Genomic DNA, 23,863 nt, shown 5'->3' with positions numbered 1-23,863 from the left:
GCTGAGTACCGCCGGGTGGTGACCGGTGATTGAATGCGGACGCATGCTCCACTCGTATGACCCCTCGTATGACCCCTCGTATGACCCCTCGCATGGCTCCTCACATGACCCGCATGACCCCGTCGACGCGCCCCGGGTCCTGGAGCGACGGGACGGCCCGTATGGCGAAGTGGTGCTGCGCCGCCATGGCGGAGTGCTGCAGATCATCGCCAATGGCTGCTTTCTCATGGACACCTCCGACGGCCGCTCCGAGCGGCTGCTGGTCCGCGCCGCGCTGGGCGAGCTGGACCAGCAGGACAAGCTGAACCAGCTGGGCGACCGGGCGGGGCCACGGCGGCCCTCGGTGCTGATCGGCGGACTGGGCGTCGGCTTCTCACTCGCGGAGGCGGCCGCCGAGCCCCGCTGGGGGCGGATCACGGTGGTCGAGCGGGAACGGGCGATCATCGACTGGCACCGTGAGGGGCCGCTGGCTGAGATCTCCGCCGGGGCGCTGGCCGATCCGCGCACCGAGATCATCTGCGCCGATCTGGTCTCTTATGTACGGACCGCCGGCACACGCTATGACGCGCTCTGTCTGGACATCGACAATGGCCCCGACTGGACGGTGACCGAGGACAACGCTTCCCTCTACTCCCCGGCCGGGCTGGCCGACTGCCTCGCCCGGCTGGCCCCGGGCGGAGTGCTCGCCGTCTGGTCCGCACAGCCGTCCGGGGCATTTGAGGAAGCATTGCGGAATATCGGATTCCGGAGGGTACGGACGGAAGAAATCGCCGTTGCCCGAGGCGTCCCCGACGTGGTTCACCTCGCGGCTAAACCGGCATAGCCGCAGCGCACAGCTGCCCCTTACGCTGCTGCCAGGCATCTCCACGGGATCGGCACAGGACACACAGGGCGGGCGTATGGAGCACAGAGACACAGCGCAGATCCACGGTAGTGGCGGCACGGCGGCCACTCCGGGCGCGCAGCGCCGCATCCTGGTGGTGGAGGATGATCCGACGATCGTCGAGGCCATCGCCGTACGGCTGCGGGCCGAGGGATTCATGGTGCAGACGGCGGGCGACGGTCCGGCCGCGGTGGAGACAGCCGAGGCGTGGCAGCCGGATCTGCTGGTGCTGGATGTGATGCTGCCGGGCTTTGACGGCCTGGAGGTCTGCCGCCGGGTGCAGTCGCAGCGGCCGTTGCCGGTGCTGATGCTGACCGCCCGGGACGATGAGACCGACATGCTGGTCGGGCTCGGGGTCGGCGCGGACGACTATATGACCAAGCCGTTCTCCATGCGGGAGCTGGCGGCCCGGGTGCATGTACTGCTGCGCCGGGTGGAGCGGGCGGCACTGGCCGCGGCCATCCCCCGCGGGGGCAGCCTGCGGCTGGGCGAGCTGGAGATCGACCACGCCCAGCGGCGGGTCCGGGTGTCGGGGCAGGATGTGCATCTGACGCCGACGGAGTTCGATCTGCTGGTGTGCCTGGCGCACTCGCCGCGCGCCGTGCTCTCCCGTGAGCAGCTGCTCGCGGAGGTGTGGGACTGGGCGGACGCCTCCGGGACCCGCACGGTCGACAGCCATATCAAGGCGCTGCGCCGGAAGATCGGCGCGGAGCGGATCCGTACGGTGCACGGCGTTGGCTACGCCCTGGAGACCCCGGCCCCAGCTGCCGACGGAGTCTGAGCGGGGTGAGCGTAGGCGACGGGGGACGGACGCTCTGGGAGCGGGCCTGGGAGGGTCTGCGGCCGATCGATCCCTACCGGTCGGTTAAGGCCGCGCTCGGGGCGCTGGTGATCATCTCGGTGATTATCACTACCTTCCTGATCTTTGTCGCCTTTCACTCGGCGATAGAGCTACGGGTGATCGCCATCTTCGCGGTGATCGCCTCGCTGCTGATCACCCAGTTTGTGGCGCACGGTCTGGTCGCGCCGCTGGATGAGATGACGGACGCCGCGCGCTCGATGGCGCGCGGCGACTACGCGCGACGCGTGCGCTTCGACCGCCGGGACGAGCTGGGCGAGCTCGGTGCCACCTTCAACCGGATGGCCGCCGATCTGGAGGCCGTCGACCGGCACCGCAAGGAGCTGGTCGCCAATGTCTCGCATGAGCTGCGGACCCCCATCGCGGGGCTGCGGGCGGTGCTGGAGAACGTGGTGGACGGGGTCTCGGACGCCGATCCGGAGACCATGCGCACGGCGTTGCGGCAGACGGAGCGGCTGAGCGGGCTGGTCGAGCATCTGCTGGATCTCTCCCGGCTCGACCATGGCGTCGTCCCCCTGCACGCCCGGCGGTTCGAGGTGTGGCCGAATCTGGCGAATGTGCTGAGGGAGGCGAATACGGCCAAGGGCCCCGCCCACTCCCGTACCGATGTCCATCTGCATCTGGATGTCTCGCCTCCCGAGCTGACCGCGCACGCGGATGTGGAGCGGCTGCATCAGGTGATGGCCAACCTGATAGACAACGCGGTCAAGCACAGCCCGCCGCACGGCCGGGTCACCGTCCGGGCCCGGCCCGGGAGCCAGCCGCAGGGGCTGGAGCTGGAGGTGCAGGACGAGGGGCCGGGCATCCCGGAGTGCGACCGCGATCTGGTCTTCGAGCGCTTCAGCCGGACGGCCACGGCGAAGGCGGGGCAGGACGGCGGTACGGGACTGGGGCTGGCCATCGCGCGCTGGGCGGTCGATCTGCACGGGGGCCGGATCAGGGTGGCTGAATCACCTCGCGGCTGCCGGATGCGCGTCACCCTCCCGGGTCTGGGTCGGCTGCCGGATTGACGTAGGCTCGAAAGCAGACCCGATCCCGCCGCAGGGTGACACCCGCGTGAACAGGGAACGGCTGCGGCAGCCGAGCGCCGTAGCCGCCTGGAGCTGTTCCCGAACGGCGCAAAACCTCGTTTGTTTCCCGCCAAACTCACGACTGAAACACCCCCTCCAATGTGACTTACGCGACGCCAGGCGGGTGTGGACTGCACCGAACGGCCTCAGAGGCGTAGCCTTGATTTCCGCTGTCCACCACCTTGTGAAGCGGAAGAGGGCGGTTGCCGCCGTGTCGTCACAGTCCCCGAAGACCTCGAGCATCTCGACTGATCAGGACGGGCAAGGGAAGAACCCTGCCGCCGGATTCGGACCCAATGAGTGGCTCGTCGACGAGATCTACCAGCAGTACCTCCAGGACCCGAACTCGGTAGACCGGGCCTGGTGGGACTTCTTCGCCGACTACAAGCCGGGAAAGACGACGAGCGCGGCACCGCCGAAGCCCGCCGCCGCGGAGGGAGCCGCCCCGGCTGCCACTCCAGCCCCCGCCGGAACGCCGACGCAGGTCCCGGCCTCACCCGGCAAGCCCGCCACGAGCGCGGCGAAGCCCCCGGCCCCCCAGCCCACTCCGCCGCCCCAGGCGGCCACCCAGGCCCCGGTGAAGCCCGCGCCCAAGCCGGCACCGGCCGCCGCCAAGGCCGACACGGTCGCCAAGACCGACAGGGCCGACAAGGGCGGCAAGGCGGCTGAGCAGGCCCCGGCCGGTCCCGAGGTCGTTCCGCTCCGTGGTCCGGCCGCCGCCGTGGCGAAGAACATGAACGCCTCGCTGGAGCTGCCGACGGCCACATCCGTCCGCGCGGTGCCGGTGAAGCTGCTCTTCGACAACCGCATCGTCATCAACAACCACCTCAAGCGCGCCCGTGGCGGCAAGGTCTCCTTCACGCACCTCATCGGCTACGCCATGGTGCAGGCGCTCAAGGCGATGCCCTCGATGAACTACTCGTTCGCCGAGAAGGACGGCAAGCCGACCCTGGTCAAGCCGCCGCATGTCAACCTGGGCCTCGCCATCGACCTGGTGAAGCCCAACGGCGACCGGCAGCTCGTCGTCGCCGCCATCAAGAAGGCCGAGACACTCACCTTCTTCGAGTTCTGGCAGGCCTACGAGGACATCGTCCGCCGCGCCCGCGCGAACAAGCTGACGATGGAGGACTTCACCGGAGTCACCGCCTCCCTCACCAACCCCGGCGGCATCGGCACCGTGCACTCCGTGCCCCGGCTGATGCCCGGCCAGGGCCTGATTCTCGGCGTCGGCGCGATGGAGTACCCGGCGGAGTTCCAGGGCACCTCCCAGGACACCCTGAACAAGCTCGGCGTCTCCAAGGTCATGACGCTGACCAGCACCTATGACCACCGGGTCATCCAGGGCGCCGCCTCCGGCGAGTTCCTGCGGATCATGAGCCAGCTCCTTCTCGGCGAGAACGACTTCTACGACGAGATCTTCGAGGCGCTGCGCATCCCCTATGAGCCGGTCCGCTGGAACCGCGACATCGACGTCTCCCACGACGACGAGGTCACCAAGGCCGCCCGGGTCTTCGACCTGATCCACTCCTACCGGGTACGCGGCCATGTCATGGCCGACACCGACCCCCTGGAGTACAAGCAGCGCAAGCACCCCGACCTGGACATCGCCTCGCACGGGCTCACCCTGTGGGACCTGGAGCGCGAGTTCGCGGTCGGCGGCTTCGCGGGCAAGTCCATGCTGAAGCTGCGTGACATCCTCGGCGTGCTGCGCGACTCGTACTGCCGCACCACCGGCATCGAGTACATGCACATCCAGGACCCGAAGCAGCGCAAGTGGATCCAGGACCGGGTCGAGCGCCCGCACGCCAAGGTGGAGCGCGAGGAGCAGCTGCGCATCCTGCGCCGCCTCAACGCGGCGGAGGCCTTCGAGACCTTCCTGCACACGAAGTACGTCGGCCAGAAGCGCTTCTCGCTGGAGGGCGGCGAGTCCGTCATCCCGCTGCTGGACGCCGTGCTCGACTCGGCTGCCGAGTCGCGGCTGGACGAGGTCGTCATCGGCATGGCCCACCGTGGCCGCCTCAACGTCCTCGCGAACATCGTGGGCAAGTCGTACGCGCAGATCTTCCGGGAGTTCGAGGGCAACCTCGACCCGAAGTCGATGCACGGCTCCGGCGATGTGAAGTACCACCTGGGCGCCGAGGGCACCTTCACCGGCCTGGACGGCGAGCAGATCAAGGTCTCGCTGACGGCCAACCCCTCCCACCTGGAGGCCGTCGACCCGGTCGTCGAGGGCGTGGCCCGCGCCAAGCAGGACATCATCGGCAAGGGCGGTACGGACTTCACCGTCCTGCCGGTCCAGCTGCACGGTGACGCGGCCTTCGCGGGCCAGGGCGTGGTGGCCGAGACCCTGAACATGTCGCAGCTGCGCGGCTACCGCTGCGGCGGCACCGTGCACATCGTCATCAACAACCAGGTCGGCTTCACGGCGGCGCCCGAGTCCGCCCGCTCGTCGATGTACTCCACCGACGTCGCACGGATGATCGAGGCACCGATCTTCCACGTCAACGGCGATGACCCGGAGGCCGCGGTCCGTGTCGCACGGCTCGCCTTCGAGTTCCGCCAGGCGTTCAACAAGGACGTCGTGATCGACCTCGTCTGCTACCGCCGCCGCGGTCACAACGAGAGCGACGCCCCGCAGTTCACCCAGCCGCGGATGTACAGCCTGATCGACAAGAAGCGCTCGGTGCGCAAGCTCTACACCGAGTCGCTGATCGGCCGTGGCGACATCACCATGGAGGAGGCGGAGCAGGCGCTCCAGGACTTCCAGGGCCAGCTGGAGAAGGTCTTCACCGAGGTCCGCGAGGCCATCTCGCACCCGGCGCCGACCGAGGTCCCCGCCCCGAAGCCGGACTTCCCGGTCGCGGTGGAGACCGGCGTCAGCCAGGAGGTCGTCAAGCGGATCGCCGATTCGCAGGTCAACATCCCCGACCGGATCACCGTCCACCCGCGGCTGATGCCGCAGTTGCAGCGCCGGATGGCGATGGTCGAGGACGGCACGATCGACTGGGGCATGGGCGAGACCCTGGCCATCGGCTCGCTGCTGATGGAGGGCACCCCCGTCCGGCTCGCGGGCCAGGACTCCCGCCGTGGCACCTTCGGCCAGCGGCACGCGGTGCTCATCGACCAGAACACCGGCAACGACTACACCCCGCTGCTCTACCTCACCGAGGACCAGGCGCGGTACAACGTCTATGACTCGCTGCTCAGCGAGTACGCAGCGATGGGCTTTGAGTACGGCTACTCACTGGCCCGCCCCGAGGCGCTGGTGATGTGGGAGGCACAGTTCGGTGACTTCGTCAACGGCGCGCAGACCATCGTGGACGAGTTCATCTCCTCGGCCGAGCAGAAGTGGGGCCAGACCTCCGGCGTCACGCTGCTGCTGCCGCATGGCTACGAGGGCCAGGGCCCGGACCACTCCTCGGCCCGGATCGAGCGCTTCCTCCAGGTGTGCGCGCAGAACAGCATGACGGTCGCCATGCCGTCGCTGCCGTCCAACTACTTCCATCTGCTGCGCTGGCAGGTGCACAACCCGCACCACAAGCCGCTGGTCGTCTTCACCCCGAAGTCGATGCTCCGGCTCAAGACAGCGGCCTCCAAGACGGAGGAGTTCACCAGCGGCGGCTTCCGCCCGGTCATCGGCGATGGGTCGGTCGACCCGGCGCAGGTCCGCAAGGTCGTCTTCTGCTCCGGCAAGGTCTACTACGACCTGAACGCCGAGCGGCAGAAGCGCGGCCTCAAGGACACCGCGATCATCCGGCTGGAGCGGCTCTACCCGCTGCCCGGTCCGGAGATCCAGGCCGAGATGGCGAAGTACAGCGGCGCCGAGAAGTTCCTGTGGGCCCAGGAGGAGCCCGCCAACCAGGGCGCGTGGCCGTTCATCGCCCTCAACCTGGTGGACCACCTGGACCTGATCATCGGCTCGGACCCGGTCCCGAACGCCGACCGGCTGCGCCGTGTCTCGCGTCCGTCGTCCTCGTCCCCGGCGGTCGGCTCGGCCAAGCGGCACCAGCAGGAGCAGCAGGAGCTGATCAACGAGGTCTTCGACCTCTGAGGATCGCCGTAAGGTGGGGTCCGGGCCACGGCCCGGACCCCACCTTTCTTGGTTGTACGCATCTTGTACGCGTCTTGTACGGAAGACACCGACCCGGAGCACCACGTGTATTTCACCGACCGCGGCATCGAAGAGCTGGAGAACCGGCGCGGCGAGGAGGAGGTCACCCTCGGGTGGCTGGCCGAGCAGCTGCGGACGTTCGTCGACCTCAACCCGGACTTCGAGGTACCGGTCGAGCGGCTCGCGACATGGCTGGCGCGGCTGGAGGACGAGGACGACGAGTAGCCGGCCACCGTCCCGCACCGGCCAACCCCCCGGGGCCCCGAGGCGCAAGCCCCGCCACGCGGCGGAGCCGCATATCGGTACAGCCGGGAAGGGGCGGGCGTAGGGGAAGCTCACCCGCCCAGCACAGCCGCACCGCACTCCGCCGCCCCACCCCAAGCCACCCGCAACGCCCGAGCCTTACGTATCCACAGACCCACATCGCACTCATCCGCGTACCCAACCGCCCCATGCACCTGCAACGCGGCGCGAGCCGCGCCATACGCCGCCCGCCCACAAGCCAACTTCGCGGCGGGCAGCTCCCGTCCACCCACGGCAACGGCCGCACCGTAAAGCAGCGGCTCAGCGAACTCCAGCTCCATGGCCACCGACGCCAGCCGGTGCTTCACCGCCTGAAAGGAGCCGACCGGCCGACCGAACTGGGTCCGCCGCCCCACATACCCCACGCTCGCGTCCAGCAGCGCCCGCCCCACCCCGAGCGCCTGCGCCGCAGCGCAGAGCATGGCCAGCGGCCGCAGCCCAGACGCCTCGCTGCCCACCACCACCTCCCCAGCCACGCAACAAGCCAACCGCCGCACCGGATCAAGGGAAGCCCGCACCGGTCCGGTCACCCCAGCGTGCCGCAGCGTGTCACCGTCGAGAGCGAACACGGCGTCAGCGGTGTGACCGTCCACGGCGTACGGCCCATCGGTAACCGTCACGAGTGCCTCCCCCGCAAGAACACCCGGCAGCAACACCCCCTCCCCCGCCCCCGAAGCCACCTCCGAGCCCAGGACCGAAGCCACCGCCACCGTCTCCACCAGCGGCCCCGGCGCCCCCGCACGGCCGAGCTCCACAAAGGCAGCCGCGAGTTCGGCGGGCCGCAGCCCCACCCCACCCAGCTCCTCGGCAACCGCCAGCGCGGGCAGCCCGGTCCCGGCCAGCGCCCGCCACAGCTCCCGCCCGGGGCCCGTCTCCCCCGCCGCCCAGGCACGGGCGGCCTTCACCGGCTCGCCGTCGGCCAGCAGCCGCCGCACCGAATCCGCGTAGGCACGCTGCTCGGTGTCCAGCACAAAGTCCATCGGTTCAGCGCCCCTTCGGCAGGCCGAGCACCCGCTCGGCGACCATGTCGCGCTGGATCTCGTTCGTGCCCGCGTAGATGGGCCCGGCGAGCGAGAAGATCCAGCCCTCCGCCCAGTCGCCCTCCCCGAGTTCGCCCTCCGCACCCAGCAGATCAAGGGCGGTCTCATGCAGCTCGATATCCAGCTCAGACCAGAAGATCTTGTTCATGGAGGGGTCGATGCCCTTCCCCGACGCCGCCGCGTATCCGGCGAGCTGATACGCCCGCGCCTTGACCCACACATCGGCGACCCGGTCCCGCATCCCCGTGTCACCCGGGTCGGCCTTCTCCCGCCACAGCGCGACAAGCCGCTCAGCGGCCGCCATGAAACGGCCGGGTGAACGCAGCGTCAGCCCGCGCTCATTGCCCGCCGTGGACATCGCCGCGCGCCAGCCCTGCCCCACCTCGCCGATGACATCCTCATCCGGGACGAAGACCTCGTCGAGAAAGATCTCCGCGAACGCGGGCTTGCCGTCCAGCCGCCCAATCGGCCGGACCGTCACCCCGTCCCCGTCCAGCGGAAACATCAGATACGTCAGCCCACGGTGCCGCCCGGCCGCCGGGTCGCTGCGGAACAGCCCGAACGCCCAGTCGGCGAAGGCGGCCCGCGAGGACCAGGTCTTCTGTCCGCTGAGCAGCCAGCCGCCCTCGGTCCGTACGGCCGTGGAACGCAGCGAGGCGAGGTCGCTGCCCGCCTCCGGCTCCGACCAGGCCTGTGCCCAGACCGTTTCGCCGGAGGCCATCGGCGGGAGGATGCGGGCCAGTTGTTCCCTGGTCCCATGGGTGAAGAGCGTAGGGGCCAGCAGGCTGATGCCGTTCTGGCTGACCCGGCCGGGCGCACCGGCCGCGTAGTACTCCTCCTCAAAGATCAGCCACTCGGTCAGGCTGGCGCCCCGCCCGCCGTACTCCTCGGGCCAGGAGACCACCGACCAGCCCCCGTCAAACAGCGTGCGCTCCCAGACCCGGTGGGCGGCGAATCCCTCTTCGGTCTCCAGGGAGGGCAGCGGCTCCGCAGGCACATGCTCCGCCAGCCAGCCCCGGGCCGCAGCCCGGAAGCCCTCCTCGGCCGCGCTGAACTCCAAGTCCATCCACGCCTCCCCTCCTCTCCCCTAACAAGTGTTTGGTAGGTTAACGTGGCCTAGACACCCCGTCGAGAGGGTCACGAGAGGGTTCACGAGGGGAGAGCCGAATGGCCGCCGCCACAGCACCCCCATACGTCCCCGCCCATGGCCTGCTCGCCCACCGCACCGCCGTGGTCACCGCCGCCGCGGGCAGCGGCATCGGCGGCGCGACAGCCCGCCGTCTGCTGGAGGAGGGCGCCGCCGCCGTGGTGCTGGGCGACGCCCACGAGCGCCGCCTCAAGGAAGCGGAACAGTCCCTGGCCGCACAATTCGGCGCCGCCCGAGTCGCCGCACTGCCCTGCGATGTCACCCAGGAGCCGGCGGTCCAGGCCCTGCTCCAGCTCGCCACCGACCGCTATGGGCGGCTCGACATCCTCGTCAACAACGCCGGGCTCGGCGGTACCGCGGAGCTGGCCGAGATGACCGATGAGCAGTGGTCCAAGGTCCTCGATGTCACCCTGAACGGCACGTTCCGCTGCACCCGCGCCGCCCTGCGCATCATGCGTGAGCAGCCCACCGGCGGCGTCATCGTCAACAACGCCTCCGTCATCGGCTGGCGCGCCCAGCGCGGCCAGGCACACTACGCCGCCGCCAAGGCGGGCGTCATGGCGCTGACCCGCTGCGCCGCCCTGGAGGCCGCCGACTTCTCCGTCCGTATCAACGCCGTCGCCCCGAGCCTCGCCATGCACGCCAACCTCGCCAAGGTGACCAGTGCGGAACTGCTGGACGAGCTGACCACCCGCGAAGCCTTCGGCCGCTGCGCCGAGCCCTGGGAGGTCGCCAATGTCATCGCCTTCCTGGCGAGCGACTACTCCTCGTACATGACCGGCGAAACGATCTCCGTCAGCAGCCAGCGAGCGTGAGCGGAGAGCGGAGAATAGTCATATGGCTCCCACGAAACACCCCGCACCCCGCCGCGCCGAGCTGCTGACGACCGCCGCTGAGGTCTTCGCCGAGCAGGGCTACAACGCGACCACCGTCCGTACGATCGCGGAACGGGCCGGGATGCTCGCCGGGAGCCTCTACTACCACTTCGACTCCAAAGAGGCGATGGCCGACGAGATCCTGAGCGGCTTCCTCTCCGACCTCTGGGACGGCTATCAGCGCATCGTGGACGCCGAGCTCGACCCACGCGCCACCTTCGAGGGGCTGGTCATCGAGTCCTTCCGGCAGATGGACCGGCACCGCCCAGCAGTCGCCATCTACCAGAAGGAAGCCCGCCACCTCGCCGCGCTGCCCCGCTTCTCCTACCTCACCGAATCCCAGGAGAACTTCCAGAAGCTCTGGACCCGGACCCTGGAACGGGGCGTGGCGGACGGCACCTTCCGAGCCGATCTCGATATCCCCATCGCCTACCGCTTCGTCCGCGACACGGTATGGGTCGCCGCCACCTGGTACCGCCCGGAAGGCCGCAAGAGCGCCGAGCAGATCGCCGACCACTACACCGCGATGGTGCTGGACGGAATCGCCACCTGACCCACCTGACCCAAGGAGCAGCCCAATGACCCACAGTGAGGCCTACATAGTCGAAGCCGTCCGCACCCCGGTCGGCAAGCGCGGCGGAGCACTGGCGACCGCCCACCCCGCTGATCTGGGCGCCCACGTCCTCACGACCCTGATGACCCGCTCGGGCGCGGACCCAGCCGCCGTGGAGGACGTCATCCTGGGCTGCCTCGATACGGTCGGCCCCCAGTCCGGCGATGTGGCCCGCACCTGCTGGCTGGCGGCCGGGCTGCCCGAGCATGTCCCGGGCGTGACGGTCGACCGCCAGTGCGGCTCCTCCCAGCAGGCCGTGCACTTCGCCGCCCAGGCCGTGCTGTCCGGCACCGCGGATCTCGTAGTCGCGGGCGGCGTCCAGAACATGTCGCAGATCCCGATCGCCTACGCCAGCAACCGGGCCGTCGAACCACTCGGACTGACCGATGGCCCCTTCGCCGGTTCAAAGGGCTGGCGAGCCCGCTACGGCGACACCCCGGTGAGCCAGTTCTACGGCGCGGAGCTGATCGCCCAGCAGTGGGGGATCAGCCGCGCGGACATGGAGCGCTGGGCGCTGCGCTCACACCAACGTGCACTCCAGGCCATCGACGAGGGCCGCTTCAAGCGGGAAATCACCCCCTATGGCGACCACACCGTCGATGAGGGCCCCCGCCGTGACACCTCCCTGGAGAAGATGGCCTCCCTCGCCCCCCTCATCGAGAACGGCCGCCTCACCGCCGCCGTCTCATCCCAGATCTCCGACGCCGCTTCCGCCCTGCTGCTCGCCTCGGAACAGGCCGTACGCGACCACGGGCTCACCCCACGCGCCCGCATCCACCACCTCTCGGTCCGCGCGGATGACCCGATCCGGATGCTCACCGCCCCCATCCCGGCGACCGAACACGCCCTGAAGAAAACCGGTATGACGCTCGACGACATCGCCCTGGTCGAGATCAACGAGGCCTTCGCCCCGGTCGTCCTCGCCTGGCTGAAGGACACCGGCTGCGACCCCGACAAGGTCAACGTCAACGGCGGCGCGATCGCCCTGGGCCACCCGCTGGGCGCCACCGGCACCAAGCTGATGACCACGCTCCTCCATGAACTGGAGCGCACCGGCGGGCGCTACGGCCTCCAGACCATGTGCGAAGGCGGCGGCCAGGCAAACGTCACCATCATCGAACGCCTGTGAGCCGCTTCTCGAAGAAGTGATCCGCGTAGGGGCCGTCATGGTACGGCGGGATCTCGGCGTACCCATGCCGGGCGTACATCGCCCGCGCCTCCACAAGATCCCGCCGGGTATCCAGCCGCACCACCACCGCACCCAGCCCCCGGGCCGCCTTCTCCGCAGCGGCAAGCAGCGCCGCACCACCCCCGGCACCGCGCCGTCCCGGCCGGACGAACACCCGGGCCAACTCGGCGATTTCCGGCTCAAGCAGCCGCACCCCAGCGCACCCGACAGGCTCGCCGTCCTGCCGGGCGAACAGGAACTCCCCGGTGGGCGGGGCCAGAACTCCGCTGGGCTCATCGGCCATCGCCTCGGCGACCTCCCGCTCGGTCGCGGCACGCCCGTAGTAGCGGCCGACGATATCCGCGTAGTAGGAGCGAAGCATGTCGAAGGCCTCGGGGCCGTCGACGGGTGCAGGGGCAATCGTCCAGTTCACACGGACCATTGTCCTCATGGGCACAACTAATTCTTGTCAATCGATCGATTGCCACCAGGAGGAAAGGGTCCTGGCACTCTCCCGCATCGTGACCTCATAGTTTCGAACACCCAGCACTAGAGCCAGAGCCTCCTTTGGCTCGGCCTCCAGCCGGTAGCCGTTGATCCGTGCGTATTCCCGCACTGCCAGCCACGCGAACTGGTTGTTGCTGTGTTCAAGAGCGTCATGCCGGGCCAACTGCTCCAGCAGCGCGGCCGCTTTGTAGCGGAGAGTGGGATATACCTCACGCTCCAGAGCGACCGCCGACATGCGATCACAGGCGCAGGTCAACATCCCCAGGTCATCGACCTGGGGATCCCTGGGCAGCGTTTCGGCGACAGACAGCAGCTGGGGCAGGTCGATGGGGGTCACCACTCGCCGGGCTCCCGTTCCATGCCCCGGGCAGCCTCCCGCATACGGGCGAGACGCCGGTCGTTCTCTAGATCCGTCTCGGCGAATGCCTCCGCATACCGTTCGACGCCTTCCCGCACGGACTTGCGCAGCTTCCGGTCCGCCTCAATGGACTCAGCAAGCAGCGTGTCGTGCATATGCGCCTGAAGGCTCTTACCCTGCGCTTCCGCCCGACGGCGCACCCGGTCGAGCTCATCCGCACGCAGCCTTATAGTCACCGTCTTCATCTCCATGGCTGCAAAGCTAGCAGTGCAGTCATCCACCAGTCGAGCGCTCATCTTCACCTTCCGCTCATCACACTTCACTACTGAAATGATGAGCGGGGTCACGCAGTCACGTTCCGTAAACAGCCTCCGGGTCCGGGGACTTGGCAAGGAGCTCGCGCACCGTGGCGTCCAGCTCTTCCGGCTCCCAGCGGGCGCCCTTGTCCGCCTGCGCGGCGCGGCGCCAGCCGTCCATGACGGTCACCCTTCCCGCCTCCACCTCGAAGACCCGGCCTGTGATTCCGTGCGATGCCGCCGATCCGAGGTAGACGACCAGCGGTGAGACGTTCTCCGGTGCCATCGCGTCGAACCCCTCGCCCGGCGCGGCCATCGTGTCGGCGAACGTCCGCTCCGTCATCCGCGTCCGGGCAGCGGGTGCGATGGCGTTGACCGTGACCCCGTACCGCCCGAACTCCGCCGCCGAGACCAGCGTCAGCGCTGCGATCCCGGCTTTGGCGGCGGCGTAGTTGCCCTGCCCGACGCTGCCCAGCAGGCCGGCCCCCGAGCTGGTGTTGACGATCCGGGCTTGCGGCATACGCCCCGCCTTCGCCTCCGCCCGCCAGTGCGCGGCGGCGTGCTTCATGGGAAGGAAGTGCCCTCTCAAATGCACTCGGATGACGGCGTCCCAGTCCTCCTCCCCCAGGTTGACCAGCATCCGGTCCCGCAGAAACCCAGCGTTGTTGACCAGCGTGTCCAGCCGCCCGAACGCCTCCAGCGCGGTGCGGACGAGGCGGGCCGCGCCCTCGCCGTCCGCGATGTCATCCCGCGATACGACAGCTTCCCCGCCCAGCTCCCGTATCTCCCCGGCGACCTGCTCAGCCGGGCTGACCGCGTCCGTACCCCCGTCCAGAGCGACCCCGAGATCGTTGACGACGACCTTCGCCCCTTCCCGCGCGAACGCAAGCGCATGCGCCCGCCCAAGCCCCCGCCCTCCCCCAGTAACAACAACAACCCGACCTTCCATCACGTACCTCCTCCTAACCCGTTGTGGGCAGTCGTTCCGCCAGGGGGGCGGGACCGGGGAACACCCCCTACCCCCGCTCCACCGTCGCCGCCCCCAGAAACGCAGGCTGCTCCCCGCCCCCATGCAACTCCAGCGCCGCCCCGCTCACATACCGCGCCCGCTCCGACGCGAGGAAGACACACGCCTCCCCCACCTCCTCCGGCTCCGCGAGCCGCCCCAGCGGAACCGTCCCGGCGACCGCCGCAACCCCCGCCTCATCGCCGTAGTGCAGATGCGCCAGCTCCGTCCGCACCATGCCGAGCACCACCGTGTTCACCCGCACCCGTGGCGCCCACTCGACCGCCAGACAGCGGGCAAGGTGGGCCAGCCCCGCCTTCGCCGCCCCATAGGCGGCCGTACCCGGCGAGGGCCGGGAGCCGCTGACGCTCCCGATCATCACAATCGAGCCGCCCCCCGACTGCCCCCGCATCACCGCGTAGGCGGCCCGCGACATCACCAGCGGCGCGATCAGATTGAGCTCAACCACGCGGGCGTGCCGCGCCGCCTCCCCCTCCGCCGCCAGCCGAAAGCCCGTTCCGCCCGCGTTGTTGACCAGGACATCAAGCCCACCGTGCTCGGCGGCCACCCGCCCGCACAGCTCCTCGCACGCCCCCGCGTCCCGTACATCGAGCGGCAGAAAGCGCGCGTCCCCGACCGGCTCACCGGGCGGCCGCCGGGCACAGATCACCACATCGGCACCCGCCCGCTGAAACGCCCGCGCGATCCCGGCGCCCACCCCACGTGTGCCGCCCGTGACGACTGCGACGGTCATCGACTCACCTTCCCCGGCCCGGTGTCCGCTGCTATCGTCCACCAAACAAACGTTAGGTGGAAAGGTAGCTGATCCAGTCATGGGTGTCTCCACCTCCCGCCCCCTCGATGGCGTCGCCGTCGTCACCGTCGACTACCCGCCCGTCAACGCCCTCCCGGTAGCGGGCTGGTACGAGCTCGCCGACGCGCTCCGCGCCACAGGCCGCGATCAGTCCGTCCGCGCCGCCGTGCTGACCGCCACCGGACGGGGCTTCAATGCGGGCGTCGACATCAAGGAGCTACAGCGCGACCAGCACACCCAGCACCACACCGCCCTGATCGGCGCGAACCGGGGCTGCTACGAGGCGTTCGCCGCCGTCTACGAGTGCGAGGTACCGGTCATCGCCGCCGTACACGGCTACTGCCTGGGCGGCGGCATCGGCCTGATCGGCAACGCCGACGCCATCGTCGCCAGCGAGGACGCCACCTTCGGCCTGCCCGAGCTGGACCGGGGCGCGCTCGGTGCGGCCACCCACCTCTCCCGGCTGCTGCCCCCGCATCTGATGCGCACCCTCTACTACACCGGGCAACGCCTCACCGCCCGGGAGCTGGACCGCCATGGCGCACTCTGGCGACTTGTCGACAATCCCGGCCATCTCCTCGACACCGCCCTGGAGCTGGCCAGCCAGATCGCCGCCAAGGACGGCTGTCTGCTGCGCCTCGCCAAGGAGGCCATCAACGGCATCGACCCCATCGACGTTCGCCGCAGCTACCGCTATGAGCAGGGCTTCACCTTCGAGGCCAGCCTCTCCGGCGTCGCCGACCGGCACCGCGACGCCTTCGCATCGCAGGGGGAACGCAGATGAGCAAGGTCCTCACCCTGGATGAGGTCGCCGCCCAGATCGAGCCCGGCATGACCCTCGGTATCGGCGGCTGGGGATCGCGCCGTAAACCCATGGCCCTCATCCGTGCCCTGCTGCGCACCGACGTCAAAGACCTCACCGTCATCAGCTACGGCGGCGCCGATATCGGACTGCTCGCCGCCGAGGGCCGGATCAGCAAGCTCATCGCCCCCTTTGTCACCCTCGACTCCATCCCCCTCGAACCGCACTTCCGAGCCGCCCGCCAACAAGCGGCCTTCGCCTTCGAAGAGTTCGACGAGGCCATGCTGATGTGGGCGCTGACCGCCGCCGCCCACCGGCTGCCCTTCATGCCGATCCGCGCCGGCCTCGGCTCCGATATCCCGCGCACCAACCCCCGCCTCCGCACGGTCACATCCCCCTATGACGACCACGAAGAACTACTGGCTGTCCCCGCCCTGCACATGGACGTCGCCCTCGTCCACCTCAACCGCGCCGACCAGCTCGGCAACGCCCAGTATCTGGGCCCCGACCCCTACTTCGACGACCTCTTCTCGGAGGCCGCCCAGCGGACCTATGTCTCCTGCGAAGAGCTGGTCGAGCCAGGCGATCTGCTCGGGACCTCCGGCCCCCAGACCCTGCTCCTCAGCCGCCACAATGTCACCGGCGTCGTACACGCCCCGCGCGGCGCGCACTTCACCAGCTGCGCCCCCGACTACGAACGGGATGAGCCCTTCCAGCGGGCCTACGCCAAGGCCGCCGCCGACCCCGCCGAGTGGCGCGTCTTCGCCGAGCGCTTTCTGACCGGCAGCGAGACGGACTACCAACGCGCCATCGCCAGCCACCGTCTCTACGGGAGGGAGGAGCGATGATCACCCGGGCCGAGTACTGTGTGATCGCCTGCGCCGAAGCCTGGCGCGGCGACGGCGAGATCCTGGCCGCCCCCATGGGCACCATCCCCCGCCTGGGCGCGCTGCTGGCCCGGCGCACCTTCAGCTCCGACCTGCTGATGACCGACGGCGAAGCGCTGCTCATCGGCCCGGACGGGCAGAGCGTCGAGGGGTGGCTGCCGTACCGTAAGCATCTGGCGATGGTCGCGGGCGGCAAACGGCACGTCATGATGGGCGCCAGCCAGCTCGACCGGTACGGCAACCAGAACATCTCCTGTATCGGCGATTGGTCCCGGCCCACCCGCCAGCTGCTCGGTTCCCGTGGTGCGCCCATCAACACCCTCAACAACCCGGTGTCGTACTGGGTGCCACGGCACTCCCCCCGGGTCTTCGTCGAGCAGGTCGACATGGTGAGCGGCGTCGGCTACCGGCGCGCCGCCGAGGCGGGCCCCTCCGCGACCCGCTTCCATGAGCTGCGCCGCATCGTCACCGACCTGGCCGTCCTGGACTTCGACACCCCGGACCACCGCATCCGAATCGCCAGCGTCCACCCCGGCGTCACAGCCGAGCACGTCCGGACACAGACCGGCTTCGACCTGTGCCTCCCACCCGACATCCCGTACACCCGGGACCCGACCCCGGCCGAACTCCACCTCATCCGCGAGGTGATCGACCCCGACACCACCCGCAACCGCGAGGTGAAGCCTTGAAGATCGCCTGGAAGACCCCCCTCACCGAGCTGGTCGGCATCCGCGCCCCCATCGTCCAGACCGGTATGGGCTGGGTGGCGGGCCCCAGGCTCGTCTCGGCGGCCGCCAACGCGGGCGCCCTCGGCATTCTCGCCTCCGCGACCATGACGCTGCCCCACCTCCGGGACGCCATCCGTGAAGTAAGGAAACGCACCGGCGCCCCCTTCGGCGTCAACCTTCGCGCGGACGCCTCCGACGCCGCCGACCGCGTCCGTTTGCTCATCGATGAGAACGTCAAGGTCGCTTCCTTCGCCCTGGCCCCCTCTCCCGCCCTCATCGCCCGCCTCAACGACGCGGGCGTCCTCGTCATCCCCTCCGTCGGCGCGGTCCGGCACGCCCAGAAGGTCGCCGCCTGGGGCGCGGACGCGTTGATCGTCCAGGGCAGCGAGGGCGGCGGCCATACGGGCCAGGTCGCCACCACCGTCCTCCTCCCCCAGGTAGTCGACGCCGTCGATATCCCGGTCATCGCGGCGGGCGGCTTCTTCGACGGCCGTGGCCTGGCAGCGGCGCTCTGCTACGGGGCGGCGGGCGTGGCGATGGGCACCCGCTTCCTTCTCACCAGGGAGTCCACGGTCCCGGACCCGGTGAAGCAGCGCTATCTGGCCGCCGCCGTCACGGACATCACCGTCACCACCAAGGTCGACGGCCTGCCACACCGGATGCTCCGCAGCGAGATGGTCGCCACCCTGGAATCCTCCGGCCGTACCACCCAGCTCCTGCACGCTTTGCGCCACGCCGCAGCCTTCAAGAAACACACCGGTCTCTCCTGGCGTCAACTGCTCCAGGACGCCCGCACCCTGCGCCACGGCAAGGACCTCACCCTCAGCCAGCTCCTGCTGGCCGCCAACACCCCCATGCTGCTCAAAGCCGCCATGGTGGACGGGCGTACGGACACGGGCGTCATGGCCTCCGGCCAGGTGGCGGGCCTCATCGACGACCTGCCGAGCTGCCAGGAGGTCGTGGAGCGCACCACCAACGAGGCGCGCACCGCACTCGCCCGTATCGCATCCCGATGACCCAGCGGTCAGTCGCGCGGGCAGGGGTATTTCGCTTTCGGCGAGCCCCATTTCGTCTGCTCGGCACCGACTCCGAAATTGCCGCACTTGAGGGCGATATGGGGTCCGCTCCTGGCATCTTCGATGACATAGATTGGCTTGTCCCGGGGTATCGGCACCGACCGTCCGGCGGAGTAGAAGTCAAGCACTCCCGTGACGCCCTGAATGGTGTTGTCGCTGCTGCGGAGCTTGGACGACACGGTCGACTTGTCGAAGTCGGGGTCGTGCGAGGTACTACGGGCGAGGTTCACCGCATGGGAGAGCACCTTCAGAGCGTCCCAGCCGAGCGCCGGATGGCCGTCATTCACGATGAGATCGTCGGCGCCGAACTGCTTCTGATAGCGCTCCACAAAGGTGCTGACCTCGTTTGTCGGCCGGTCGATCCCCGGCACCGCATGGGCCATATGGTGCAAGGTCAGCTCGCGATAGGTAGCGACCGGATTCTCCTCCTTGATGAGTGAGTTGGTCAGGTCGTCTCCGCCGAGAACGGTTATGGCGTCGCAGTCGGGACTCTTGCGGAACTCATCGAGAAAGGCGAGCATTTCCCGGGCCCGGCCCGCCCAGAACACCATCGTCGCAGGCTCTGCCCGCAGCGCGCCGCACACCCTCCGGGCGAGGTCGGTCACCGAACTCGACACGGCTTCGCTGTCCGGCGAGTAGTCGACCATCGTTACCTTTCCACCGACCTCCTTCCTGAACTCCGCCTCGAAATCCGCGCTGAGGTTACTGCTGTAGGGGTCGTGTGGATCGTGCACCACAACCGTGGACTTGGCCCGACGGCGGCTGCCGTCGGGCAGCGTCACGAACTCCTGGTGTTTGACGAAGGAGACCGCCGCCCGGGCCTCGCGCCGGTTGCCGGGCGCGATCTGGTAGTACTGCGGGGACTGCTCGGTCATCTCGTCCGCCGTCGCCGATGTGCTGATCATCGGCAGACTCGCACGGTCCAGCACCTTGATCGCTCGCTTCGTCCCCAGCCTGCTCTGGCCAAGCCCCACGACGCCGACGATCCGTTCCTCAGCCATCCAGGCCACGATCAGCTCGGCGACCCGTTCCCCCTCCTCGAACAGCGGCCCGCTGTTCGCCAGCAGCACCCGGATGCCGACCTTCTTGTCGTTGTTCCGTGCCTCCCTGAGCGCCTCGCGCTGCTGGAGCGCCAGCCCACGCAGCTCGGGAAGCACCCCGGCCTCCACCAGCTGACTGAAGGTCTGCCCGTCGGTAAAGGGCTCGAAGTGCACGATCGTACGGATCTCCTGTCCCCGCTCAGCGAGCTCGGTCACCTCGGCGTTGGTCTCCCGGATCATGTCCAGCAGCTCGTTGTACTCACCAGAGGCCCCCGCGAACGGCTCGCTGCCGTCACTCAGCCCCAGACAGCCATGCCCGTCGGCGGCCTCGAACTGTCCCTCGGGGCATGGGCGGTTGGCGTCTTCGAACAACGGCAGCGGCGCCCCGAGGAATCCCGCACCGCTGTACAGCAGGGTGAGCACGGCCACCATGGCGACCGACTGGACGACGGCCGCAGCGCGCGGCGAACGGCTCGGGCCCTCCCGGTCCGGGATCTTCGGGTGGTCCTTCAGCCAGTCCGCGACAGCATCGGCCCCGGGCTGCCCCGTGCCGACCCGTACAGCCCCGGCGCGCAGTGGGCCGGTGGCACCGGCTTCATGGGTTTCATGGGTTTTATCGGCCAGTGAGGCGGCGACGGCGGTGAACGAGTCATCGACCCGCACCCCCAGCTCGTCGGGCGTTCCAGCACGGGTACGGGCCACCAGGACCGTGCCCGTGGTGGGGCACTGCCGGACCGCCTTGGTGTACGCGGCGAGGAAGCCACGGACCTGGCCACTGTCCCCATCCGGCTCGGCGAGCAGCAGGACGCAGCGGGCGGTGCGGCGTCGGCGCCATGGAGACCACCAGCGGCGCCGGAGCGCCCGGTCCAGATCGGCCAGCAGGGCCCTGGTCAGTACCGCGTCAATATGTTCGGGCGTATGGAGCTGCCCTTGGCGCGAGAGCTGATGCGCCGACTGGAAAAAGCTCTCCTGCTTGGCTCGCAAGGCGACTTGTGCCCAGGGGCCGAACCAGCCGCGCATCATCCGGCGGTCGGTGCGCCAGCTGAACAGCGGCTGGACGGCCCGGCCCCAGGTCCACAGCAGCAGCTTGCCGAACCAGGGCAGCACCTCGTCCAGCGGCGGCGGCCCACCGGGCCGGGCCGGAAAGCGTGCCCGGTGCAGCTGCTTGCGCAGCTCTTTGGCCTTGCCGTCCGCGCCACGGCCGGTCAGGGACGCCTCGACGACGGTCCGCATCAGCGCGTAGTCACGGAACGTCAGCCTGCCGATGTCGCCGGGCTTTGTCGTCCGCAGTCCATCGACAATGGATTCATAGAACTGGACCTGACCGGTGGTCGGCCGCTGTCCCCTGGGCGGGCAGAGTGCGACCGGGGCGAGTGGACGGTCCTCGCTGTCGATGCACCGTTCACGCAGGGCCCGTACGATCCGCAGGGCCTCGGTTCCGGCGCCTTCCTGGGCGATGAGTACGAGCGATGCGCAGGTGCGTGCCCTGGGCGGTTCGACGACGGCAGCGTCGAAGGCCCTCAGAAAGTCGTCCAGGCCCTCCAAGGGCGGAATTCCGTCGTCAGGTGACGTCGTCACAGCACCATCAGCTCCCCCCGAACGAGACTGCAGTTGCCGAGAGCTCGTTCATACCCTCACGAACCCCCGCCAACAAGGGTTCCTGCCCTCCGTCAGCGGGCAGTCACCGTCACGGGGAGACCGGCCCGCACTGCCGCGAGCACCGTCACCGTGCCACGCTGCCCAGCCGGTACGCTCCGGGGCCAGGCCAGCGCGGCGCCCTGTACGTCGATCCGCCAGCCATCAGGGGACGGCGGCAAGGACAGCTCAGTGACGCCAAGTTGGCCCGGCTCATAAGTCAGCTGGTAGACGCCCGTCGCGGGGTCATAGTCGTCCGTACGGACGGTACCCGCGACGGCAGGCGCGTACGGCCGGGCCGTTGCCCCCTTATTGGTACGCCAGCGACCGTCCTCCCCCACCGCGCAGTATCCCCCGCCGTAGCACCACACATAGCCCGCCCACCCAGAGCTGTAACGCCCCATGGACGCCAGAACATCAGCATAAAACCGCCCCATATTGGGCTGGTCGCTATGCAACGGCCCCCACTCGCCAATCACCACAGGGACGCCGTGTTCCCTCGGATACCGCGCAACCGCAGCCTCATACGCCTCAAGCCAGCCCGCATCGGGGTCGTAGTCCGCGCCACCCTCCATCGCCGTGTTGTAAAGATGCGGCGCATACACCACCTTCGGGTCGTCGATCTTTCCCAGCCCGGTGGGCACACCCTCACCAACGATCGGGGTGGGCTCGATGAACAGCCAGCTGTCCCGGTCATGCCGGCGCACCGCTTTCGCCAGGCGGTTATACATCGGGGTCAGCTGCTCCGCTTCGATCCGGCGTGCGGCGGTCGGCAGATCCTCGCCCTCCCGGAGCTTGCCCATCGGCTCATTCATCAGGTCGTAGCCGAGAACGGCGGGGTGTCCAGCGAACCGCTCGGCAAGCACCCCCCACATCCGCGCCTGCGCCCGCCGCAAATCGTCATCTTCATAGAGATGCTCAAAAGCGGCCTGCACGGCGGGCTGAAAGTACTCCGAGAACCAGTCATCCGGATTCGGCTCATACGGCAGCCCATCAGTCCGGGTAGCCCATTCCGGAACGCCCCGATGCCGACCGAATGCTGGCCCGTAGACATCCTGATGCGCGTCAAGCACCACCCTGATCCGGTACGTATGGGCCCAGCCCAGCACCCGCTCGATCTTCCGCAGATACCGCTCGCTGTACGCGCCCTGCCGGGGCTCCAGATCATCCCAGAAGACCAGCAACCGGGCGAAGTTGAACCCCTGCGCCGACATATCCCGGAAGTGCTTCTCGGTAATCGCAGCGAGCGCGTCCGCTCCCCGCCCCGACTTGTCCTCCACATTCCAGCCCCGCAAGGTGAGCGTCCGCCCCCGCTCATCGGTGAGCCGGGGTATCTCCCCCACCACAGCGGGCGCCGGTGCGGCTAACCCCAGCACCAGCGCCATGGCAACAAGCGTCGCACTCCAACCGACCCGCATAACAACTCCTGACTCCCCGTCAGGTAGTTGTTTCCCCAGCCCCACCCCTCCCCGAAACCAGGGCTCCGCCCTGGGGGGTTGAGGCCCGGGTGCCCACAACACTCGGGGGTCTGGGGGAGGTAGCTGGGGGAGGGACTGGGGAAACCCGGCTCAGACCGTGAGGACGACCTTGCCGAAGAGGTCGCCGGTCGCCATCTTCTCGAACCCCTCCCGCGCCCGGTCCAGCGGCAACGTGGAGTCGATCACAGGCCGCACATCCTTCGCCGCACAAAAGCTCAACAGACCGGCCAGCTCCTCCTTGGTGCCCATCGTCGAGCCGACGACCTTCAGCTCCAGGAAGAAAATCCGGTTCAGCTCAGCGGCGGGCGGATTGGGCCCACTGGTCGCCCCAGAGATCACCAACGTCCCGCCCGGCTTCAGCGATTTCACCGAGTGCGACCACGTCGCGGCGCCCACCGTCTCAATCACCGCGTCCACCCGCTGCGGCAGCCGCGTCCCGCTCTCAAAGGCCTCTTCGGCACCCAGCTCCACGGCCCGCGCCCGCTTGGCCTCGTCCCGGCTGGTGACGAAGACCCGCAGCCCGGCCGCCGCGCCCAGCACAATCGCCGCGGTGGCCACGCCGCCGCCGGCGCCCTGAACCAGCACGCTGTCCCCGGGGCGTACCCCGGCGTTGGTGAACAGCATCCGGTACGCGGTCAGCCAGGCCGTCGGCAGGCAGGCGGCCTCCGCGAACGACAGCTCCTTCGGCTTCGGCAGCACATTCCACTGCGGCACCGCCACCCGCTCGGCGAAGGTCCCCTGATACTTCTCGGTGAGAATCGACCGTGGCTCGCGCGGCCCCACCCCATGCCCGGTCTGTCCGATCACGGAGTGGAGCACGACCTCGTTGCCGTCGGCGTCCACCCCGGCCGCGTCACAGCCAAGGATCATCGGCAGCGACTCCTCGCCAAGGCCGACCCCGCGCAACGACCACAGATCGTGATGGTTGAGCGAGGCCGCCTTGACGTTGACGGTGGTCCAGCCGGGCGGAACGTCCGGCTCCGGGCGCTCCCCAAGCTCCAGTCCATTCAGCGGCTGATCCCGATCGATGCGGGCGGCGTAAGCAGCAAACATGATTCAGACGCTACGCCGCAGTAGGGGCGGGGCGGAACCACAGCGGGGTGTGAGTTGCCCCGCTGCGGTGTGGCTCGGTGCCGGGGTGGGGTACCTCCTCGGCGCTCGCACGGA

The 23,863-nt window shown here is 69.1% G+C and carries 22 protein-coding genes; 12 read left to right on the top strand and 10 right to left on the bottom strand.

What is annotated here, in order from left to right:
- Positions 1-43: 43 nt before the first annotated feature.
- The 5 genes from test1122_RS18990 (at position 44) to test1122_RS18970 (ending at position 7,148) form a co-directional block, all read left to right on the top strand.
- Complete coding sequence (locus test1122_RS18990; protein ID WP_232270368.1) at positions 44-823, top strand: spermidine synthase family protein; 780 nt, start codon at positions 44-46, stop codon at positions 821-823.
- Between the two features lie 76 nt (positions 824-899).
- On the top strand, positions 900-1,664 hold the full coding sequence (locus test1122_RS18985) for a response regulator transcription factor (protein WP_232270367.1): 765 nt from the start codon (positions 900-902) through the stop codon (positions 1,662-1,664).
- A 5-nt stretch (positions 1,665-1,669) separates the two neighbouring features.
- Entirely contained in the window at positions 1,670-2,752 is a 1,083-nt protein-coding gene (locus tag test1122_RS18980) for a HAMP domain-containing sensor histidine kinase (RefSeq protein ID WP_232270366.1), read from the top strand.
- A 271-nt stretch (positions 2,753-3,023) separates the two neighbouring features.
- Complete coding sequence (locus test1122_RS18975; RefSeq protein WP_232270365.1) at positions 3,024-6,863, top strand: multifunctional oxoglutarate decarboxylase/oxoglutarate dehydrogenase thiamine pyrophosphate-binding subunit/dihydrolipoyllysine-residue succinyltransferase subunit; 3,840 nt, start codon at positions 3,024-3,026, stop codon at positions 6,861-6,863.
- A 105-nt stretch (positions 6,864-6,968) separates the two neighbouring features.
- Positions 6,969-7,148: a DUF6104 family protein gene (locus test1122_RS18970; protein WP_232270364.1), complete on the top strand. Its 180-nt coding sequence runs from the start codon at positions 6,969-6,971 to the stop codon at positions 7,146-7,148.
- Between the two features lie 110 nt (positions 7,149-7,258).
- On the opposite strand, the gene test1122_RS18965 is transcribed toward test1122_RS18970, so the two are convergent.
- Positions 7,259-8,206: an acyl-CoA dehydrogenase family protein gene (locus test1122_RS18965; RefSeq protein ID WP_232270363.1), complete on the bottom strand. Its 948-nt coding sequence runs from the start codon at positions 8,204-8,206 to the stop codon at positions 7,259-7,261.
- Positions 8,207-8,210: 4 nt separating this feature from the next.
- A complete protein-coding gene (locus test1122_RS18960; RefSeq protein WP_232270362.1) occupies positions 8,211-9,332 on the bottom strand; it encodes an acyl-CoA dehydrogenase family protein in 1,122 nt (373 codons plus the stop codon).
- A gap of 101 nt (positions 9,333-9,433) precedes the next feature.
- On the opposite strand from test1122_RS18960, the gene test1122_RS18955 reads away from it, so the two are divergent.
- From test1122_RS18955 to test1122_RS18945, 3 genes are read left to right on the top strand one after another with little or no spacing between them, the layout of a single operon-like run.
- Positions 9,434-10,228 carry an SDR family oxidoreductase gene (locus test1122_RS18955; RefSeq protein ID WP_232270361.1) on the top strand — a complete coding sequence of 265 codons (795 nt, stop codon included), beginning with the start codon at positions 9,434-9,436 and terminating at the stop codon, positions 10,226-10,228.
- A 22-nt stretch (positions 10,229-10,250) separates the two neighbouring features.
- Positions 10,251-10,841, top strand: coding sequence for a TetR/AcrR family transcriptional regulator (locus test1122_RS18950; RefSeq protein WP_232270360.1), 591 nt, complete (start codon positions 10,251-10,253; stop codon positions 10,839-10,841).
- A gap of 25 nt (positions 10,842-10,866) precedes the next feature.
- Positions 10,867-12,030, top strand: a complete 1,164-nt coding sequence (locus test1122_RS18945) for an acetyl-CoA C-acetyltransferase (protein ID WP_232270359.1) — start codon at positions 10,867-10,869, stop codon at positions 12,028-12,030.
- Here the strand turns inward: test1122_RS18945 and test1122_RS18940 are convergent.
- The 5 genes from test1122_RS18940 to test1122_RS18920 form a co-directional block, all read right to left on the bottom strand.
- A complete protein-coding gene (locus test1122_RS18940; RefSeq protein ID WP_232271979.1) occupies positions 12,014-12,511 on the bottom strand; it encodes a GNAT family N-acetyltransferase in 498 nt (165 codons plus the stop codon). The genes test1122_RS18945 and test1122_RS18940 overlap by 17 nt on opposite strands.
- Positions 12,512-12,538: 27 nt before the next feature.
- The gene (locus test1122_RS18935) at positions 12,539-12,913 is read right to left on the bottom strand and encodes a fic family toxin-antitoxin system, toxin component (protein ID WP_232270358.1); all 375 of its coding nucleotides are present in this window, start codon (positions 12,911-12,913) and stop codon (positions 12,539-12,541) included.
- Positions 12,910-13,185, bottom strand: coding sequence for a hypothetical protein (locus test1122_RS18930; RefSeq protein ID WP_232270357.1), 276 nt, complete (start codon positions 13,183-13,185; stop codon positions 12,910-12,912). The genes test1122_RS18935 and test1122_RS18930 overlap by 4 nt, the downstream gene beginning before the upstream one ends.
- Positions 13,186-13,285: 100 nt before the next feature.
- On the bottom strand, positions 13,286-14,179 hold the full coding sequence (locus test1122_RS18925) for an SDR family oxidoreductase (protein ID WP_232270356.1): 894 nt from the start codon (positions 14,177-14,179) through the stop codon (positions 13,286-13,288).
- A 67-nt stretch (positions 14,180-14,246) separates the two neighbouring features.
- Entirely contained in the window at positions 14,247-14,990 is a 744-nt protein-coding gene (locus test1122_RS18920; RefSeq protein ID WP_232270355.1) for an SDR family oxidoreductase, read from the bottom strand.
- 79 nt (positions 14,991-15,069) lie between these two features.
- Here test1122_RS18920 and test1122_RS18915 point away from each other — a divergent pair, with 79 nt between their 5' ends.
- From test1122_RS18915 to test1122_RS18900, 4 genes are read left to right on the top strand one after another with little or no spacing between them, the layout of a single operon-like run.
- Positions 15,070-15,834, top strand: coding sequence for an enoyl-CoA hydratase family protein (locus tag test1122_RS18915; protein WP_232270354.1), 765 nt, complete (start codon positions 15,070-15,072; stop codon positions 15,832-15,834).
- Positions 15,831-16,700 (top strand): CoA transferase subunit A, encoded by an 870-nt coding sequence (locus test1122_RS18910; protein ID WP_232270353.1) that lies wholly within the window; start codon positions 15,831-15,833, stop codon positions 16,698-16,700. The genes test1122_RS18915 and test1122_RS18910 overlap by 4 nt, the downstream gene beginning before the upstream one ends.
- Positions 16,697-17,428 carry a CoA-transferase subunit beta gene (locus tag test1122_RS18905; RefSeq protein WP_232270352.1) on the top strand — a complete coding sequence of 244 codons (732 nt, stop codon included), beginning with the start codon at positions 16,697-16,699 and terminating at the stop codon, positions 17,426-17,428. The genes test1122_RS18910 and test1122_RS18905 overlap by 4 nt, the downstream gene beginning before the upstream one ends.
- Positions 17,425-18,483, top strand: coding sequence for an NAD(P)H-dependent flavin oxidoreductase (locus tag test1122_RS18900; protein WP_232270351.1), 1,059 nt, complete (start codon positions 17,425-17,427; stop codon positions 18,481-18,483). The genes test1122_RS18905 and test1122_RS18900 overlap by 4 nt, the downstream gene beginning before the upstream one ends.
- A gap of 8 nt (positions 18,484-18,491) precedes the next feature.
- Here test1122_RS18900 and test1122_RS18895 read toward each other — a convergent pair whose 3' ends face one another.
- From test1122_RS18895 to test1122_RS18885, 3 genes are all read right to left on the bottom strand, one after another.
- Positions 18,492-21,161: a type 1 periplasmic-binding domain-containing protein gene (locus test1122_RS18895; protein ID WP_232270350.1), complete on the bottom strand. Its 2,670-nt coding sequence runs from the start codon at positions 21,159-21,161 to the stop codon at positions 18,492-18,494.
- 92 nt (positions 21,162-21,253) lie between these two features.
- A complete protein-coding gene (locus test1122_RS18890) occupies positions 21,254-22,636 on the bottom strand; it encodes a cellulase family glycosylhydrolase (protein WP_422397011.1) in 1,383 nt (460 codons plus the stop codon).
- 150 nt (positions 22,637-22,786) lie between these two features.
- Entirely contained in the window at positions 22,787-23,749 is a 963-nt protein-coding gene (locus test1122_RS18885) for a zinc-binding dehydrogenase (protein ID WP_232270348.1), read from the bottom strand.
- Positions 23,750-23,863 lie beyond the last annotated feature (114 nt).

Origin of the sequence: Streptomyces gobiensis, assembly GCF_021216675.1 — a bacterium.
GTDB classification, from domain to species: domain Bacteria; phylum Actinomycetota; class Actinomycetes; order Streptomycetales; family Streptomycetaceae; genus Streptomyces; species Streptomyces gobiensis.
This window is presented reverse-complemented; position numbering and strand designations above follow the sequence as displayed.

Excerpts from the sequence above, each read along its gene's own strand:
- test1122_RS18915 (WP_232270354.1), top strand. The coding sequence starts at position 15,070 with ATGGGTGTCTCCACCTCCCGCCCCCTCGATGGCGTCGCCGTCGTCACC.
- test1122_RS18945 (WP_232270359.1), top strand. The coding sequence starts at position 10,867 with ATGACCCACAGTGAGGCCTACATAGTCGAAGCCGTCCGCACCCCGGTC.
- test1122_RS18960 (WP_232270362.1), bottom strand. The coding sequence starts at position 9,332 with ATGGACTTGGAGTTCAGCGCGGCCGAGGAGGGCTTCCGGGCTGCGGCC.
- test1122_RS18910 (WP_232270353.1), top strand. The coding sequence starts at position 15,831 with ATGAGCAAGGTCCTCACCCTGGATGAGGTCGCCGCCCAGATCGAGCCC.
- test1122_RS18930 (WP_232270357.1), bottom strand. The coding sequence starts at position 13,185 with ATGGAGATGAAGACGGTGACTATAAGGCTGCGTGCGGATGAGCTCGAC.
- test1122_RS18950 (WP_232270360.1), top strand. The coding sequence starts at position 10,251 with ATGGCTCCCACGAAACACCCCGCACCCCGCCGCGCCGAGCTGCTGACG.
- test1122_RS18955 (WP_232270361.1), top strand. The coding sequence starts at position 9,434 with ATGGCCGCCGCCACAGCACCCCCATACGTCCCCGCCCATGGCCTGCTC.
- test1122_RS18925 (WP_232270356.1), bottom strand. The coding sequence starts at position 14,179 with ATGGAAGGTCGGGTTGTTGTTGTTACTGGGGGAGGGCGGGGGCTTGGG.
- test1122_RS18985 (WP_232270367.1), top strand. The coding sequence starts at position 900 with ATGGAGCACAGAGACACAGCGCAGATCCACGGTAGTGGCGGCACGGCG.
- test1122_RS18940 (WP_232271979.1), bottom strand. The coding sequence starts at position 12,511 with ATGGTCCGTGTGAACTGGACGATTGCCCCTGCACCCGTCGACGGCCCC.
- test1122_RS18965 (WP_232270363.1), bottom strand. The coding sequence starts at position 8,206 with ATGGACTTTGTGCTGGACACCGAGCAGCGTGCCTACGCGGATTCGGTG.
- test1122_RS18920 (WP_232270355.1), bottom strand. The coding sequence starts at position 14,990 with ATGACCGTCGCAGTCGTCACGGGCGGCACACGTGGGGTGGGCGCCGGG.
- test1122_RS18890 (WP_422397011.1), bottom strand. The coding sequence starts at position 22,636 with ATGCGGGTCGGTTGGAGTGCGACGCTTGTTGCCATGGCGCTGGTGCTG.
- test1122_RS18990 (WP_232270368.1), top strand. The coding sequence starts at position 44 with ATGCTCCACTCGTATGACCCCTCGTATGACCCCTCGTATGACCCCTCG.
- test1122_RS18905 (WP_232270352.1), top strand. The coding sequence starts at position 16,697 with ATGATCACCCGGGCCGAGTACTGTGTGATCGCCTGCGCCGAAGCCTGG.
- test1122_RS18885 (WP_232270348.1), bottom strand. The coding sequence starts at position 23,749 with ATGTTTGCTGCTTACGCCGCCCGCATCGATCGGGATCAGCCGCTGAAT.